The 14,564-nt window shown below is 64.1% G+C and carries 15 protein-coding genes, 2 tRNA genes and 1 pseudogene; 12 read left to right on the top strand and 6 right to left on the bottom strand.

The genetic code is table 11. The features are described 5' to 3' along the window. From CA2_RS18160 to ygfZ, 5 genes are all read right to left on the bottom strand, one after another. Positions 1 to 154, bottom strand: a 154-nt coding sequence (locus tag CA2_RS18160; protein WP_169741492.1) for a transposase, incomplete at its 3' end; no start/stop codon positions are given. Positions 155 to 828: 674 nt separating this feature from the next. Continuing rightward, the gene (locus CA2_RS16585; protein WP_042420049.1) at positions 829 to 1,620 is read right to left on the bottom strand and encodes a MetQ/NlpA family ABC transporter substrate-binding protein; all 792 of its coding nucleotides are present in this window, start codon (positions 1,618 to 1,620) and stop codon (positions 829 to 831) included. A gap of 116 nt (positions 1,621 to 1,736) precedes the next feature. Beyond that, positions 1,737 to 2,087, bottom strand: coding sequence for a single-stranded DNA-binding protein (locus CA2_RS16580; protein WP_042420047.1), 351 nt, complete (start codon positions 2,085 to 2,087; stop codon positions 1,737 to 1,739). Between the two features lie 101 nt (positions 2,088 to 2,188). After that, positions 2,189 to 2,265 (bottom strand) — tRNA-Pro (locus tag CA2_RS16575). Between the two features lie 173 nt (positions 2,266 to 2,438). Further along, a complete protein-coding gene (gene ygfZ, locus CA2_RS16570) occupies positions 2,439 to 3,347 on the bottom strand; it encodes a CAF17-like 4Fe-4S cluster assembly/insertion protein YgfZ (protein ID WP_042420045.1) in 909 nt (302 codons plus the stop codon). 9 nt (positions 3,348 to 3,356) lie between these two features. Here ygfZ and mltG point away from each other — a divergent pair, with 9 nt between their 5' ends. The 6 genes from mltG to CA2_RS16540 all read left to right on the top strand — a co-directional run bounded on the left by mltG (position 3,357) and on the right by CA2_RS16540 (position 8,070). Next, a complete protein-coding gene (gene mltG, locus CA2_RS16565) occupies positions 3,357 to 4,388 on the top strand; it encodes an endolytic transglycosylase MltG (protein WP_156106158.1) in 1,032 nt (343 codons plus the stop codon). Positions 4,389 to 4,462: 74 nt separating this feature from the next. Beyond that, entirely contained in the window at positions 4,463 to 5,131 is a 669-nt protein-coding gene (tmk, locus tag CA2_RS16560; RefSeq protein ID WP_042420041.1) for a dTMP kinase, read from the top strand. Next, entirely contained in the window at positions 5,128 to 6,135 is a 1,008-nt protein-coding gene (locus CA2_RS16555; RefSeq protein ID WP_042420039.1) for a DNA polymerase III delta subunit-related protein, read from the top strand. The genes tmk and CA2_RS16555 overlap by 4 nt, the downstream gene beginning before the upstream one ends. A 19-nt stretch (positions 6,136 to 6,154) precedes the next feature. Next, positions 6,155 to 6,514, top strand: coding sequence for a PilZ domain-containing protein (locus tag CA2_RS16550; protein ID WP_042420037.1), 360 nt, complete (start codon positions 6,155 to 6,157; stop codon positions 6,512 to 6,514). A gap of 75 nt (positions 6,515 to 6,589) precedes the next feature. Next, positions 6,590 to 7,399 carry a TatD family hydrolase gene (locus CA2_RS16545; RefSeq protein ID WP_042420033.1) on the top strand — a complete coding sequence of 270 codons (810 nt, stop codon included), beginning with the start codon at positions 6,590 to 6,592 and terminating at the stop codon, positions 7,397 to 7,399. Further along, the gene (locus CA2_RS16540) at positions 7,396 to 8,070 is read left to right on the top strand and encodes an ankyrin repeat domain-containing protein (protein WP_042420030.1); all 675 of its coding nucleotides are present in this window, start codon (positions 7,396 to 7,398) and stop codon (positions 8,068 to 8,070) included. The genes CA2_RS16545 and CA2_RS16540 overlap by 4 nt, the downstream gene beginning before the upstream one ends. Positions 8,071 to 8,255: 185 nt before the next feature. Here the strand turns inward: CA2_RS16540 and msbA are convergent, their stop codons facing one another. Next, entirely contained in the window at positions 8,256 to 10,028 is a 1,773-nt protein-coding gene (msbA, locus tag CA2_RS16535; RefSeq protein ID WP_042420028.1) for a lipid A export permease/ATP-binding protein MsbA, read from the bottom strand. Between the two features lie 138 nt (positions 10,029 to 10,166). Here msbA and tolB point away from each other — a divergent pair, with 138 nt between their 5' ends. The 6 genes and pseudogenes from tolB to CA2_RS17785 all read left to right on the top strand — a co-directional run. Continuing rightward, a complete protein-coding gene (gene tolB / locus CA2_RS16530; protein WP_042420025.1) occupies positions 10,167 to 11,489 on the top strand; it encodes a Tol-Pal system beta propeller repeat protein TolB in 1,323 nt (440 codons plus the stop codon). A 72-nt stretch (positions 11,490 to 11,561) separates the two neighbouring features. Then, positions 11,562 to 12,086 carry a peptidoglycan-associated lipoprotein Pal gene (pal, locus tag CA2_RS16525; RefSeq protein ID WP_042420022.1) on the top strand — a complete coding sequence of 175 codons (525 nt, stop codon included), beginning with the start codon at positions 11,562 to 11,564 and terminating at the stop codon, positions 12,084 to 12,086. Between the two features lie 30 nt (positions 12,087 to 12,116). After that, a complete protein-coding gene (ybgF, locus tag CA2_RS16520) occupies positions 12,117 to 12,842 on the top strand; it encodes a tol-pal system protein YbgF (protein ID WP_225890615.1) in 726 nt (241 codons plus the stop codon). After that, positions 12,842 to 13,690: a tRNA threonylcarbamoyladenosine dehydratase gene (locus CA2_RS16515; protein WP_042420016.1), complete on the top strand. Its 849-nt coding sequence runs from the start codon at positions 12,842 to 12,844 to the stop codon at positions 13,688 to 13,690. Before ybgF ends, CA2_RS16515 begins: the two co-directional genes overlap by 1 nt. Before the next feature lie 62 nt (positions 13,691 to 13,752). Further along, positions 13,753 to 13,828: transfer RNA gene (locus CA2_RS16510), tRNA-Lys, on the top strand. A gap of 384 nt (positions 13,829 to 14,212) precedes the next feature. Beyond that, positions 14,213 to 14,554, top strand: a pseudogene (locus CA2_RS17785) (transposase); the annotation flags it as partial. Positions 14,555 to 14,564: the final 10 nt, after the last annotated feature.

Here is a 14,564-nt window from a genome sequence, read left to right as displayed (position 1 = left end):
CCCATCCATGCAAGGTGCTGACAGAGCAGCCAATCTTGGGGGCTATCGATTCACATGCGCCCCACAGCGATGCGTAATCCGCTTGGCATTCCTGCACCAAACGAACGGCACGTTCACGTACCTCTGGGCTAAAACGAGCAGCTTTAGTGTTCATGACTCAATCCTCTCAGGAGTTGAGCCTCCACGGAAGCCGGTGTGATTCACGTCATGGGCTGGATGTAAGCCAGGCCGATGATGATGACTTGCCACAGGACAAGTGTCTTTTGGAGTTTGGCGACTCCATGCGAATCATGATGGGTGGTCAATTTATCTACCTCTACAGGAAATCAAGGGGTGGTGAACTCGGGCGGCTTGGCCTGGGGGCGTGCAGGCCGCTGGGTCAGCAGCAGCGCGTGGTTGGAAAAACGGTGTGGACTGTCATCAGGCATAAAAATGGGCCTCTGCGGGCCGGTTTACTTCGTCAAGATCGGGATGCCGATGCGCCATCGGGCGATGACGCAGTGAAATCACGATGTAAAAGCCCCGCTATGTGGGGCATAGCGGGGCCGTGGGGCCACCTGGCGCCCGCCGCCAGGGCGTGGGCAAGAGTGACGGGGGCGCATTCTAGCACCCCGGGTTACATCCGTAACGCGGCGGCTGGGGCGGCGGCGTCCGGGTGGCGATGACTAATTTGATAGCGGTTGGCGCCTGCGTTGGCTGCAAGTTGCACCGAAAACGGGTTGAAGTCCAGGTGTAGCAAGCGCTGCCAGCTATGGAATTTGATGCGCCACCCCATGAAAAAGCCCCTGACCAAGGCCAGGGGCTGGAGGGCGGCGGTGCGGCCCAGGACTAGAAGCCCAGCAGCACCGAGCCCTGGAATTGCTTTTCCACAAACTCGCGGGTCGAAGGCGACTGGTAGGCCTTCACCAGCTTGCTGGCCCAGGCCTGCTTTTCGTCACCGGCGCGCACGACCAGGATGTTGACGTAGGGGCCATCGGCACGCTCCAGTGCGATCGCGTCCTTCTTGGGGTTCAGGCCGGCCGACATGGCGAAGTTGGTGTTGATCGCCGAGGCGTCCAGGTCATCCAGCGAACGCGGCAGCTGGGCTGCGTCCAGTTCCACGAAGCGCAGCTTCTTGGGGTTCTCGATCACGTCCAGCGGCGTGGCCTTCAGGCCTGCACCGGGCTTGAGCTTGATCAGGCCCTGGTCCTGCAGCAGCAGCAGCACGCGACCGCCGTTGGTGGGATCGTTGGGAATGCCGAACTTGGCGCCGGTCTTGAGTTCGTCCAGCTTCTTGACCTTCTTGGAGTACAGGCCGATGGGGAAGTTGACGGTGTTGGCCAGCTTCACCAGCTTGTAGCCGCGGTCCTTGACCTGGGCATCCAGGTAGGGGCTGTGCTGGTAGCTGTTGGCCTGCAGGTCGCCTGCGGCCAGGGCGGCATTCGGCTGCACGTAGTCGCTGAATTCGACGATCTGGATCTTCAGGCCGTCTTTCTCGGCGACCTGCTTGACGTGCTCCATGATCTGGGCGTGGGGGCCGGCGGTGACGCCCACCTTGATGGCGTCCTGGGCGTGCACGCTGAAGGCACCGGCAGTTGCAACCGCCAGTGCAGCTTGGATAAATAGGCGTTTGTTCACCATCTCACACTCTCAAAGAATTGATGCAGCACTGTAATATGGCATCCATATTCTTTGTGAGAATTAATTATTATTTTTATATGACTTTTTGAGATGACAGGCATCGCCCGGTGGGTGCATCAGCCCTGGTAATCCGGCGTGGCGGGGCGAGGCAAGGCCATCACCCGGTAGGCCACCACGTCCAGGGCGGGGTAGCTGATGTCCTGGCGGTCGGTCCAGACCTTGGGGGTCAGGGGGCCGACCAGCGATACCACATCGCCTTCCTGCAACTCGCGCAGCTGGTTGCAGGGCACGGGGTCGAACGCCACCACGTTCACGAACAGGCTGCTGGGGCCGTCACCCGTGTTGGCGCGCAGACCGCCGTCGCCCACGGTGGCACGCATGCGCGCCACCATGAAGGTCTTGCCAAAGCGGTCGGTGCGTTCGCTGGGGTCGGTGGTCAGGCGTCCGGTAATCAAACCTTCGATCATTTTTTTGCTCGGTCGATGCCCAGGTGCTGGGCGAAAAATAGAAATGAATTCGGCATCAAAAAAGGGCTAACAGCATGCTGTTAGCCCTTTTCCTATATCAATGGTCGGCGTGGCGGGATTCGAACTCGCGACCCCTTGCACCCCATGCAAGTGCGCTACCAGGCTGCGCTACACGCCGACAAGACCTAGATTATATGCTGAAAAACCGGGTTCCTGAGAATTTGGATTTTTTCGCATGCTGGCCAACGGCCTGAAGCCCAGTTCCTCAGCGCGAACACTGCGGAGCTTGGACACAGGCCAGCCGAGAATTTTAGTCCACTTGCACCCGCGTGCCGTACGCGGAATTGCGTATCAGATGTCGTCCAGCAGGGCGTAGGGCAGGGCTTGCAGCTGCAGGGCCTCGCCGCTGGCGCTGCCTGCGGTCAGGGCTTCGCCGGCGGCACTGATCTGCATGCTGACGATGGCGGCCCAGCCACCGTCCGGGCGCGGGGCGGCCTGCACCACGGTGCCTGTGGCTTGCTCGGCATCGCTGGCCGCAAACACTTCGGCGCCGGCCGACAGCGGACCGGCGGCATGCACGATGAAGGCGCGGCGCTTGAGCGTGCCGCGGAACTGGCTGCGCGCCACCACTTCCTGGCCGGGGTAGCAGCCCTTTTTGAAGTTCACGCCGCCGACGGACTCATAGTTCAGCATCTGGGGCACGAACTGCTCGAACACCGGCTGCGAGACGGTGGCCACGCCGCTGGCCACTTCGCTCCACAGCCAGGCCTCGGCGCTCAGCGCCGCCCCAGTGGGGACCGGCGTGGCCACCTGTGCCACCCACAGCGCGCGGGGTTGCTGGGCGGCGGGATACAGCTGCACGATGTGGGCGCCGTCGGCCGTGGTCTGCAGGCTCCAGGGTGCCTGCAAGCCGCCGGGCACGGCATCCCCGGCCAGACCCAACAGCTGGAAGTCGGCGCTGGCATCGCTCAATTTCGCCTTGGCGCGCAGCACGAACATGGATAGGCGCTTGAGGGTCGGCGCCAGCAGGTCACGGCTGCAGACCAGCAGGATGTCGTCCGCCGCGCGCTTGAAGCCGATGAAGCTGGCCTGCATCCGTCCCTTGGCCGAGCAGAAGGCGGCCAGCCGCGCATGCTGCAGATCCAGCAGCGCAAAGTCATTGGTCAGTTGGTTGTGCAGAAACTGGGCCGCGTCTTCACCCTGTACGCGGATGATGCCGAGGTGCGAAATGGGGGCTATGCCTTGAAGAGTCTGGGTCATGGGTGAATTATGATCCCCGATCTTTTTCATGGGACGCAAAAGGTTGTGCGACGCTTACTCATAGTGCTGTTGTTTTTGGCCGGTCTGGCTGCGGTGGTGGCTGGTGCGGCAGCCTGGTGGCTGGGGCAGCCCCTACGCATGGCCAGTCAGAGCATCGAGCTCGAGGTGGAGCCCGGCACCACGCCGCGCGGCGTGGCGCAGGCGGTGGTCCGCGCCGGGGTGCAGACCGATGCGCGCCTGTTGTATTACTGGTTCCGCCTGTCGCAGCAGGATCGCCAGATCCGCGCCGGCAACTACGAAATCACCGCCGGCACCACGCCGCGCAGCCTGCTGCAGAAGCTGGTGCGCGGCGAGGAAAGCTTGCGCGCCATCACCTTTGTCGAGGGTTGGACCTTCCGCCAGATGCGCGCGGCGATCGCCCAGGATGAATTCCTCAAGCACGACACCGCGCAGATGAGCGAGGCTGAGATCATGGCCGCGCTGGAGCGGCCGGGCGTGGCCGCCGAAGGGCGCTTCTTCCCCGACACCTACACCTACGCCCGGGGCAGCAGCGAGCTGGCGGTGCTGCGCCGCGCCCTGCGCTCCATGGAGCGCCACCTGGAACAGGCCTGGGAGCAGCGCACGCCCGACACCCCGTTGAAGAACGTGGACGAGGCGCTGATCCTGGCCAGCATCGTGGAAAAGGAAACCGGTCGCGCCAGCGACCGGGGGTTGGTGGCCGGCGTGTTCACCAACCGCCTGCGCATCGGCATGCGGCTGCAGACCGACCCCACGGTGATCTATGGCCTGGGCGAGGCGTTCGATGGCAACCTGCGTCGCCGTGACCTGCAGGCCGACACGCCCTGGAACACCTATACCCGTGCCGGCCTGCCGCCCACGCCGATTGCCATGCCGGGTAAGGCCTCGCTGATGGCCGCCGTGCGGCCCGAGCCTACCAAGGCCTTCTATTTCGTGGCGCGTGGTGACGGCAGCAGCCATTTCAGCCCGACGCTGGACGAGCACAACCGTGCCGTCAACCGCTACATCCGCGGCACCCCCTAAACTGTGGCGTGCCGCTGTGCGGTGGGGCCCGTGCTGGGCCACCGCACCCTTTTGATCTGTATTGAGACCTTGTTGTGACCCTCGCTGCACCTTCCGGACTTTTCATCACTTTTGAAGGCATCGACGGCGCCGGCAAGTCTTCGCACATCGACGCGCTGGCCCAGGCCTTCCGCCAGGCCGGGCGCACGGTGACCCTGACGCGCGAGCCCGGTGGCACGCCGCTGGCGGAAAAGCTGCGCCAGCTGCTGCTGCACGATGCCATGGACCCGCTGACCGAGGCCCTGGTGGTGTTTGCCGCCCGCCGTGACCACCTGGTCCAGGTGATCGAGCCCGCGCTGGCGCGCGGCGAGGTGGTCATCAGCGACCGTTTCACCGATGCCACCTTCGCCTACCAGGGAGCAGGGCGGGGCTTCGACTGGCAAAAGCTCCTAGTTTTGGAGCGCATGGCGCAGACGGGGTGCGGGCTGGATGCCAGTTTGATGCGTGAACCCGATCTGACCATCTGGTTCGACCTGCCCGCCGCCGTGGCGGCCGAGCGTCTGGCCACCGCGCGCGTGCCCGACCGTTTTGAAGCCCAGCCCCAGGCGTTCTTTGCCGCGGTGGCGGATGGCTATGCCCGCCGCTGTGCCCAGGCGCCGGGGCGGTTTGCGCGCATCGACGCGCACCAGAGCCGCGAGGCCGTGTGGCAGCAGGTGACCGCGGTGCTGCAGGCGCGCGGCTGGCTGGCCGGAGGTGCTGCGTGAGCGACGCCGTCACCCCCCTGGCCCCCTGGCTGCAGGCGCAGCACCAGTCCCTGATGGCCCAGCGCGGCCACGCCTGGCTGCTGCAGGGCCCTTCGGGCATGGGGCAGTTCGAGCTGGGCATGGCCCTGGTGCGGGCCTGGCTGTGCGAGCAGCCCGGCGCGCACGGGGCCTGCGGCCACTGCGCCAGCTGCCACAGCATCGACGTGCACGCCCATGCCGACCTGTGCGTGCTGATGCCCGAGGCCGACATGTTGGCGCGTGGCTGGCCGCTGAGCGAAAAGGCTCAGGCCGAGATCGACGACAAGAAGCGCAAGCCCAGCAAGGAAATCCGTGTCGACGCCATGCGCGATGCGGTGGAGTTCACGCAACGCACCAGCGCACGTGGCCGTGGCAAGGCGGTGCTGGTCTACCCGGCCGAGCAGATGAACGCCATCACGGCCAATGCCTTGCTCAAGACGCTGGAGGAGCCCCCGGGCGACGTGCGCTTCGTGCTGGCCACGGAAGCCGCGCACCAGCTGCTGCCCACCATCCGCAGCCGTTGCCTGACCCACACCATGCTGTGGCCGCACGAGGCGCAGATGCTGCAGTGGCTGCAGGCCCAGGGCCTGGCCGAGGGGCCGGCCCAGACCTGGCTGCGTGCCGCCGGCGGCCGCCCGCTGGATGCGTTGGCCATGGCCCAGGCGGGCAAGGGGCTGGAGCTGTTCCAGCGCCTGCCCAAGGCCGTGGCTGCCGGCGACGCAGCCATTTTTGCGGACATGAGCCAGCCCGATGTGGTGCAGTGGCTGCAAAAGCTCTGCCACGACCTGATGTGCGTGGCCCAGGGGGCGGCCCCGCGCTACTTTGCCGCGCAGGACCTGCCGGCGCCGCCATCGGCCATGATCCTGGCGCGCTGGGCCAAGTCCCTGGCCCAGGAGGCGCGCACCGCCGAGCACCCGTTCAACGCCGGTTTGATGACCGAGGTGCTTGTCGCCCAGGCCCGCACGGTTCTACACTCCAAGGCCTGACGCCACTTATTTCAGCCACATGAGCATGCAGCCATCACCACCCCGTCCCAGCGTGTTGCAACTGGCCCTCAAGGAGAAAGGGGCTTTGTACGCGGCCTACATCTCCCTGTTTGCCGAAGGCGGTATCTTCGTCGCCACGCCGCGGGAGTTCCGCCTGGGGGACGATGTCTATGTGCTGCTGACCCTGCCCGAAGACACCCAGCGCTACCCGATAGCCGGCAAGGTCGGCTGGGTGACGCCCGCGGGCGCCGGGGGCAACCGCACGCAAGGCATTGGCGTGCGCTTCCCCAAGGACGACAAGTCGGCCCAGCTCAAGGTCAAGATCGAGCAGATGCTGGGCACGGCCATTGCTTCGGACCGACCCACGCAGACCCTGTAAGGCCGCACCGCTTTTTTTGCCATGCCGGCTGGGGCGTGCCCCGGTCGGCATTGTTTTTTGTACGATAGCTCGCTGATGTTTACCGATTCCCACTGCCACCTGAATTTTCCGGAACTGTCGGCCCAGCTGCCGACCATCCTGGAGGCCATGTCCGCCGCCCAGGTGACGCGCGCGCTGTGCATTTCCTGCACCATGGAAGAGTTTCCCGATGTGCATGCGCTGGCGCTGGCCCATGGCAACCTGTGGTGCACCGTGGGCGTGCACCCTGACACCGAGCACATGACCGAGCCCAGCGTGCAGGACCTGGTCGAGCGGGCCGCGCTGCCGCGCGTGGTGGGCATTGGCGAGACCGGCCTGGACTACTACGGCATGGAAGACCGCAAAGGGGGGCGCACGATCGCCGACATGGAGTGGCAGCGCGCGCGGTTCCGCACCCACATCCGTGCGGCCCAGCAGTGCCGCAAGCCCCTGGTGATCCACACCCGTGCGGCGCAGGAGGACACGCTGCGCATCCTGCGCGAAGAGGGCGAGGACGGCCGCGCAGGCAGTGCCGGTGGGGTGTTCCATTGCTTCGCCGAAAGCCTGGAGGTGGCCAAGGCCGCGCTGGACCTGGGCTTTTACATTTCGCTGTCGGGCATCGTCACCTTCAAGAGCGCGCAGTACCTGCGCGATGTGGCGGCCTATGTCCCGGCCGAACGTTTGTTGATCGAAACCGACAGCCCCTACCTGGCGCCTGTGCCCTTCCGGGGCAAGACCAACACCCCGGCGCTGGTGCCGTATGTGGCCCAGCAGGTGGCACAGGTGCGGGGTCTGCGTGTGGAGGAAGTGGCCCAGATGACCAGTGACAACTTTGACCGCCTGTTCACGGGCGTGGTGGGCGGATGAAGCGCCGCGCCCTGTTGCAGGCCGCCGGCGCCAGTGCGCTGGTGTGGGCCTGGCCCGCGCAGGCCAGCCTGGCTGCGGATTTCGAGACCGCCATCATCCGCGACGACTTTGTGCGCGTGCGCGAGCTGCTGCAGCGCGGGCTGGACCCGAACACGCTGGACAGCCACGGCAACCCCGGGGTGGTGCGCGCCATGCGCAACGATTCCTGGCGCGTGGCCCAGGTGCTGCTGCAGACGCCCGGCCTGCGGGTCAACGATGCCAATCCGCAGGGCGAGACCCCGTTGATGCTGGCCTGCATCAAGGGCCAGCTGGATCTGGTGCGCGAACTGCTGTCGCTGGGCGCGCGCATCAACCAGCCCGGCTGGGCGCCGCTGCACTATGCCGCCAGCGCCGACGCGCCGCACAGCCTGGCGATTGCGCAGCTGCTGCTGGACGAGCACGCCTACATCGACGCCGAGTCGCCCAACGGCAGCACGCCGTTGATGCTTGCGGCGCAGTATGGCTCGCAGGCCATGGTGGAGCTGCTGCTGAATGCCGGTGCCGACGTGCAGCTGCGCAACCAGCTGGGCCTGACGGCGGTGGACTTTGCACGCCGTTCGGACCGCGACTACATGGTGCGCATCCTGCAGACCGCTTACGACGCCACGCGCCGCTCCAAGGCCACGTGGTAGTTGGATGCAGCAATAAAAAGAGCGCTTGACGCTTGCTTCACCTGGGTTTTCAATGGTTTTGGCATTGAACCTCAGGCTGGGCAAGCGCCAGGCGCTCTTTTTTTGTGTCGACTTCGGGCGGTGAGCCGCGCCCTGTAGCGCAGGCGCAGAGGGCATGGCCCGTGCCGGCGGCGTTGTCTGCGGGCTCAGTGGGCCGTCACATGCGCCTGCAGGCGGGCGTACAGGCCGTTGAGGGCCAGCAGCTCGGCGTGCGTGCCCTGTTCGGCAATCCGGCCACGCTCCATCACCACCACGCGGTCGGCGTGCTCGATGGTGGACAGGCGGTGGGCAATCACCAGGGTGGTGCGGCCCTGCATCAGGGTCTGCAGGGCTTGCTGCACCAGGCGCTCGGATTCGGTGTCCAACGCCGAGGTGGCCTCGTCCAGGATCAGCACCGGTGCGTCCTTGTACAGCGCGCGGGCGATGGCCAGGCGCTGGCGCTGGCCGCCGGACAGCTGGGTGGCGTTGTGGCCCACTTCGGTGTGGATGCCCTGGGGCATCTGGCGCACGTGCTCGGCCAGGTTGGCGGCCTCCAGGCAGGACCAGACACGGGCCTCGTCCACGTCGGCGCCCAGGGCCACGTTGGCGGCGACGCTGTCGTTGAACATCACCACATCCTGGCTGACCATGGCGAACTGCTGGCGCAGGTAGTGCAGGTCCCAGTCCGGCAGTGCCACGCCATCCATCAGCACCTCGCCGGCCGTGGGGTCCAGAAAGCGCGGCAGCAGGTTGACCAGGGTGGTCTTGCCGGCGCCGGAGGGGCCGACCAGGGCCACCACTTCGCCGGGCTGCACCTGCAGGCTGACCTGTTGCAGGGCGGGTGCCTTGTCATCGCCAAAGGACACGCTGATGTCCCGAAGGGTGATGGCGCCACGCACCTCGGCAGGGCGCTGCGTGCCGCTGGGCTCGGCGCTGCTGTCTTCCATCAGGGCCAGGCCCCGCTCCAGGGCCGCCACGCCGCGTGTGATGGGGTTGGCCACGTCCGCCATGCGACGCAGCGGGGCGATCAGCATCAGCATGGCGCTGATGAAGGCCACAAAGCTGCCCACGGTCACGTTCTCGCTGCGGCCCTGCCACAGGGCGATGCAGATCACCGCCGACAGGGCGATGGCCGCCATCAGCTGGGTGGTGGGCGTCATCGCGGCGGAGGCGATCGTGGACTTGATGTTGAGCTTGCGCAGCTCGCGGCTCAGGCCCACAAAGCGCTGGGCCTGGGCCTGCTGGGCTCCGTGCAGGCGCACCATGCGGTGGGCCAGCACGTTTTCCTCGACCACATAGGCCAGGGCGTCGGTGGCCTGCTGGCTGCTCTTGGTGATGCGGTACAGGCGCTTGGACAGCGTTTTCATGATCCAGCCCACGGCGGGCACGATGAAGGCCACGGCCAGGGTCAGCTGCCAGTTCAGGTACAGCAGATAGCCCAGCAGCGCCACCAGGGTGAAGCCGTCGCGCGAGATGGCCAAAAAGGCCTGGACCAGTTGCGTGGCCCCGGTCTGCACCTCGTACACCACGGTGTTGGACAGCGCACTGGCCGATTGCTTGGCAAACAGGTCCATCTGCGCAACCTGGATGCGGGTAAACAGGTCTTTGCGCAGGCGCAGCATGCCTTCGTTGGCGATCCGCGAGAGGGCATACTGGCCAGCGAACTGCGCCACGCCACGCACCAGGAACAGCCCGACAATGAACAAAGGCACCATCCACAGATTGAGCGTGCCTTGGGTGAAGCCGCTGTCGAGCAAGGGCTGCAAGAGCGCCGGAATGAGTGGTTCCGTGGCAGCGCCCACCAGCGTGGCCAGGATGGCAATGCCCCAGGCGATGCGCTGCTGACCAAAATAGGGCGCCACCCGCACGAGCCGCTGGCGCAGGGTCAGGTCGCTGGTGGCGGGGGCCACCATGCGAATGTTTTTGTCGGTGTTTTGCATGTGGGCCAGGATTCTACGTGCCCGCTGTATCCACCCTCTTAAACACATTGACACAGCGACTATGTGTCCAGACCCGCACAAGTGTGTGTAACATCCTAGGGAGCACCCGGAGCCTAATCCGGCACATGATGGCTGCGCATGAATACTGAACACCAATCCCCCCTCCATTCCCTGCAGGCGCTCACGCCGCTTGCTTCACGCCGCTCCCTGCTGGCCGCACTGGCCGCATCCCCTGTCCTGCCTGCACTGGCCCAGTTCCGGGTCGAAGTGACCGGCGTGGGCTTGACCCAGTTGCCGATTGCCTTGCCGAGCTTTCGCGGCGAAGAGGGCGCCCCCCAGAAGATTTCGCAAATTGTGCGCGCCGACCTGGAGCGCAGCGGCCAGTTCCGTAACGTCGATGCCAGCAGCGAGCGCCTGGATGAAACCTCGCGCCCCGACATGGCGCAATGGCGCCAGCGCGCCGCCGACGCCCTGGTGACCGGCAGCATCACACGCATGGCCGATGGACGTTTCGATGTGCGCTTTCGCCTGTGGGATGTGGTCAAGGGGCAGGATCTGGGTGGCCAGGGCTTTGCCGTCACCCAGGCGGACCTGCGCCTGGTGGCGCACCGTATTTCGGACTTCATCTATGAAAAGCTGACCGGCGAGCGCGGCATTTTCTCGACCCGCATTGCCTACGTGACCAAGGCCGCCAAGCGCTATGTGCTGTGGGTGGCCGATGCCGATGGCGAGAACGCCCAGTCGGCGCTGTCCAGCACCGAACCCATCATCTCGCCCGCCTGGTCGCCCAACGGTGGCGAGCTGGCCTATGTGTCGTTCGAAGCGCGCAAACCCGTGGTGTATGTGCATGAGGTCGCCAGCGGCCGCCGCCGCCTGGTGGCGAACTTCCGCGGCTCGAACAGTGCACCGGCTTGGTCGCCGGATGGCGCCTCGCTGGCGGTAACCCTGACGCGTGATGGTTTGTCGCAGCTGTACCGCATCAGCTCGCAGGGCGGCCAGCCCACCCGCCTGACGCAGAGCAATGGCATCGACACCGAGCCCGCGTTCTCGGCCGATGGCAAGACCATCTACTTCGTCAGCGACCGTGGCGGCTCCCCCCAGATCTACAAGGTTGGTGCAGGCGGCGGTGCCGCCCAGCGTGTGACCTTCACCGGGAACTACAACATCTCTCCAGCAGTCAGTCCTGATGGCCGCTGGTTGGCCTACATCTCGCGCGTCGGCGGTGCCTTCAAGCTGTACGTGATGGACTTGGATGGTGGCACTGCCACCGCTGTCACAGACACCAGCGATGATGAAAGCCCGAGCTTTGCGCCCAACAGCCGTCTGATCGTGTACGCGACCAAGCAAGGCGGGCGCGAAGCCTTGATGACGACCACCTTGGACGGCAAGATCAAGGCGCGTTTGGCAGGGCAGGGTGGTGAGATTCGGGAACCCGATTGGGGCCCTTATCAAAAATATTGAATTGACGTAAACCTTTGTTAGCGGGTTGCGTTCTATTAATTACCTAGTAATTCCTAGGCAAGGAGAATTTTGATGATTACGTTTAAGCGAGTTTCTATCGCATTGTCCGTGGCCGCCCTGATGGCTGGCTGCTCTTCCGGCGTCAAGCTGGACGAAAACGCCAACGCTGGCAACAACAACGGTGGCGCCAACACTTCCGGCTCCGCCAGCGGTGTGACCGGTGTGGATCTGACAGGCGGTCAAATCGCTGCTGATGGCGGCCCCAAGGGTGTGGGTCGCGTGGTGTACTTCGACTTCGACAGCTTTGTCGTGAAGTCCGAAGCCCAAGGTCTGGTGGACGCCAATGCGCGCTTCATCAAGGCTGACGCTGCTCGCAAGGTCACCATCGAAGGTCACACCGACGAGCGCGGTGGTCGTGAATACAACCTGGCTCTGGGCCAAAAGCGTGCCGAAGCTGTGCGCCGTTCCCTGAACCTGCTGGGTGTGAGCGACAGCCAAGTGGAAGCCGTGAGCTTTGGTGAAGAAAAGCCTGCTGCCGCTGGCAGCAACGAAGCTGCGTACTCGCAGAACCGTCGCGCTGAAATCTCCTACCGTTAAAGCATGAGCATTCGCAATGGATCTTTGCGGATGAGTGTCCGTGTACTGGCCGCTCTGGGCCTGTGCACGGTCCTGGTTCATCCGGCATACGCCTTCCTGGAAGATGCGGAAGCACGCCGTGCCATTCTGGAATTGCGCCAACGCTTTGACACCAGCACCCAGGAAACGGCCCAGATGCGTCGCAGCCTGCTGGACTTGCAGTCGCAAATTGAATCCATGCGGCGCGAAATCGCCCAGCTCACCGGCGCCAATGAGCAGCTGGAACGCCAGGTGGCGGAGCTGCAAAGCCGCCAGAAAGATCTGGCCAAAGGCTTGGACGATCGCTTGCGCAGGTTTGAGCCCGTGCAGGTGCAGGTTGATGGCCTGGAGTTCTCGGCAGATCCTGCGGAAAAGCGTGACTTCGATGCGGCGCTGGAGCAGTTCCGGGCTGGCGACTTTGCCGGTGCACGCAAAGCCTTTGCGAACTTCGTGAACAGCTACCCCAACAGCGGGTACATGCCTTCTGCGCGGTTCTGGCTGGGCAACACCCAGTATGCCGGTCGTGACTACAAGGAAGCGATTGCCAATTTCCGCTCCATGCTCAAGGCCGCGCCGCAGCACACCCGTGCCGCTGATGCCTCGCTGTCCATTGCGAACTGCCAGCTTGAATTGAAAGACACCAAGGGGGCGGTCAAAACCCTGCAAGACTTGGTGCGCGACTACCCGGCCTCGGAAGCGGCAAGCACCGCCAAAGAGCGCCTGCAACGTTTGAAGTGATGACGGCACCAAACCCTGTGCACAGCACCATCGCCGGCCCTGCCGGCGATGATTTTTTGGGCGCTGTAGATCTGCAGCGTCGCTTTGCCGGGCTGGAGCGCCTGTATGGCGTCCAGGGCGCGGCCCGCATCCGGCAGTCCCATGTCGCCGTGATCGGTGTGGGCGGCGTGGGATCCTGGGCGGCCGAGGCATTAGCGCGCAGTGGTGTGGGCGCCTTGACGCTGATTGACCTGGACAACGTGGCGGAGTCCAACATCAATCGCCAGATTCATGCCCTCACCGGCACGGTGGGGCAGGCCAAGGTCGATGCCATGCGCGATCGGATCGCGCAAATCAACCCGGCGTGCGTGGTGCATGGGATCGAGGAATTCGTGGATCCTGCCAACTGGCCTGGCATCCTGCCGGATGGGGTCGATGCGGTCATTGATGCCTGTGACCAGGTCAAGGCCAAAGTGGCGATGGCCCAGTGGGCGCGCCGTGCCAAGCGGTGCTTCATCAGTGTGGGTGCGGCAGGCGGCAAGCGCCTTGCGCACAAGGTCGAGGTGGATGACCTGTCCCAGACCACGCACGACCCCTTGCTGGCGCAACTGCGTTACCGCCTGCGCAAGGAGTTCAACGCCCCGAAGGAAGGCAAGAAGATGGGTGTGATGACGGTGTTCAGCCGCGAATCGGTGGCCCCACCGGATGCATCCTGCCAGCTTTCGGGTGCAGCGGACAGCAGCCTCAACTGCAGTGGCTACGGCTCGGTGGTGGCGGTGACTGCCACCTTTGGGCAGTGCGCGGCAGGCTGGGTGCTCGACGAGATCGCGCGTTCTTCAAAAAATGGTGCATCTTTCCAGATCGTCTGAAAACCGATGCTACAATCTAGGTCTTCGCTAGCTAAGCAGCTTGTTTTGCAAAGCGACAGGTCGGGTCTTTAGCTCAGTCGGTAGAGCAGCGGACTTTTAATCCGTTGGTCGCGAGTTCGAATCTCGCAGGACCCACCAAAGAACACAGCCCCGTGTAGCAATACACGGGGCTTTTTCTTTGCTCTCAATCCGGAAGCAAAAACGAGAGCTTTTCGTGGATTCTGGAATTCAGTGGAGCGAATGCACCTTTTGCGTATCTTGTAATGGATGTCGTGCTGCCTTATTCCCTCGTTTGAGCTAGCCCAGGTTTCGCTGGATTAGCTTGAAATCACCCCAGCCCTGCACCAGCTTTAAGAAGGGCGCGATTTGCTAACTCGAGTTTCTGAATGTCAAGCTGGTGATTCATGAAGCTCTAGGAGCGATGGGCGTTGTTGCATAAATGCCGGTCGCAGGTGAGGTAGGCTCGGGAGATGAGTGACGTTGTTGCATAAATCGTTGCTCTTCCAGCGGTAGGCTTGCTGCATGAGTCAGCCCCGCAAACCCCGCTATAGAACCAGCAACTGGAAGCAGTACAACGCATCCCTCAAAGCTCGAGGCTCTTTGACGGTGTGGCTGGACAAGGGTATGTGCTGGTTTGCCACGGCAAGTGGCAAACGCGGACGCAGTCGGAAGTTCTCTGATGCAGCAATCCAATTTTGTTTGACGCTCAAGAACCTGTTTGGCTTGGCACTGCGGCAGACCACGGGTCTTGCCGAGTCGGTGCTGCATTTGTGTGGGCTTGCTTGGCCGGTACCTGACTTCAGCACGCTGTGCCGGCGCCAGCTCGATTTGAATGTACAAGTGCCGTACACACGCAGCCAAGCGGGATGAATCG

The organism is Comamonas aquatica NBRC 14918, assembly GCF_000739875.1.
Classification (GTDB): domain Bacteria; phylum Pseudomonadota; class Gammaproteobacteria; order Burkholderiales; family Burkholderiaceae_C; genus Comamonas; species Comamonas aquatica.
The sequence above is the reverse complement of the archived record's forward strand: the minus strand, read 5'-3'. Positions and strand labels throughout refer to the sequence as shown.

What these genes read in the sequence shown, in the direction of transcription:
- CA2_RS16585 (WP_042420049.1), bottom strand. Translation starts at nt 1,620, where the DNA reads ATGGTGAACAAACGCCTATTTATCCAAGCTGCACTGGCGGTTGCAACT.
- CA2_RS16580 (WP_042420047.1), bottom strand. Translation starts at nt 2,087, where the DNA reads ATGATCGAAGGTTTGATTACCGGACGCCTGACCACCGACCCCAGCGAA.
- ygfZ (WP_042420045.1), bottom strand. Translation starts at nt 3,347, where the DNA reads ATGACCCAGACTCTTCAAGGCATAGCCCCCATTTCGCACCTCGGCATC.
- mltG (WP_156106158.1), top strand. Translation starts at nt 3,357, where the DNA reads ATGATCCCCGATCTTTTTCATGGGACGCAAAAGGTTGTGCGACGCTTA.
- CA2_RS16550 (WP_042420037.1), top strand. Translation starts at nt 6,155, where the DNA reads ATGAGCATGCAGCCATCACCACCCCGTCCCAGCGTGTTGCAACTGGCC.
- CA2_RS16545 (WP_042420033.1), top strand. Translation starts at nt 6,590, where the DNA reads ATGTTTACCGATTCCCACTGCCACCTGAATTTTCCGGAACTGTCGGCC.
- CA2_RS16540 (WP_042420030.1), top strand. Translation starts at nt 7,396, where the DNA reads ATGAAGCGCCGCGCCCTGTTGCAGGCCGCCGGCGCCAGTGCGCTGGTG.
- msbA (WP_042420028.1), bottom strand. Translation starts at nt 10,028, where the DNA reads ATGCAAAACACCGACAAAAACATTCGCATGGTGGCCCCCGCCACCAGC.
- tolB (WP_042420025.1), top strand. Translation starts at nt 10,167, where the DNA reads ATGAATACTGAACACCAATCCCCCCTCCATTCCCTGCAGGCGCTCACG.
- pal (WP_042420022.1), top strand. Translation starts at nt 11,562, where the DNA reads ATGATTACGTTTAAGCGAGTTTCTATCGCATTGTCCGTGGCCGCCCTG.
- ybgF (WP_225890615.1), top strand. Translation starts at nt 12,117, where the DNA reads ATGAGTGTCCGTGTACTGGCCGCTCTGGGCCTGTGCACGGTCCTGGTT.
- CA2_RS16515 (WP_042420016.1), top strand. Translation starts at nt 12,842, where the DNA reads ATGACGGCACCAAACCCTGTGCACAGCACCATCGCCGGCCCTGCCGGC.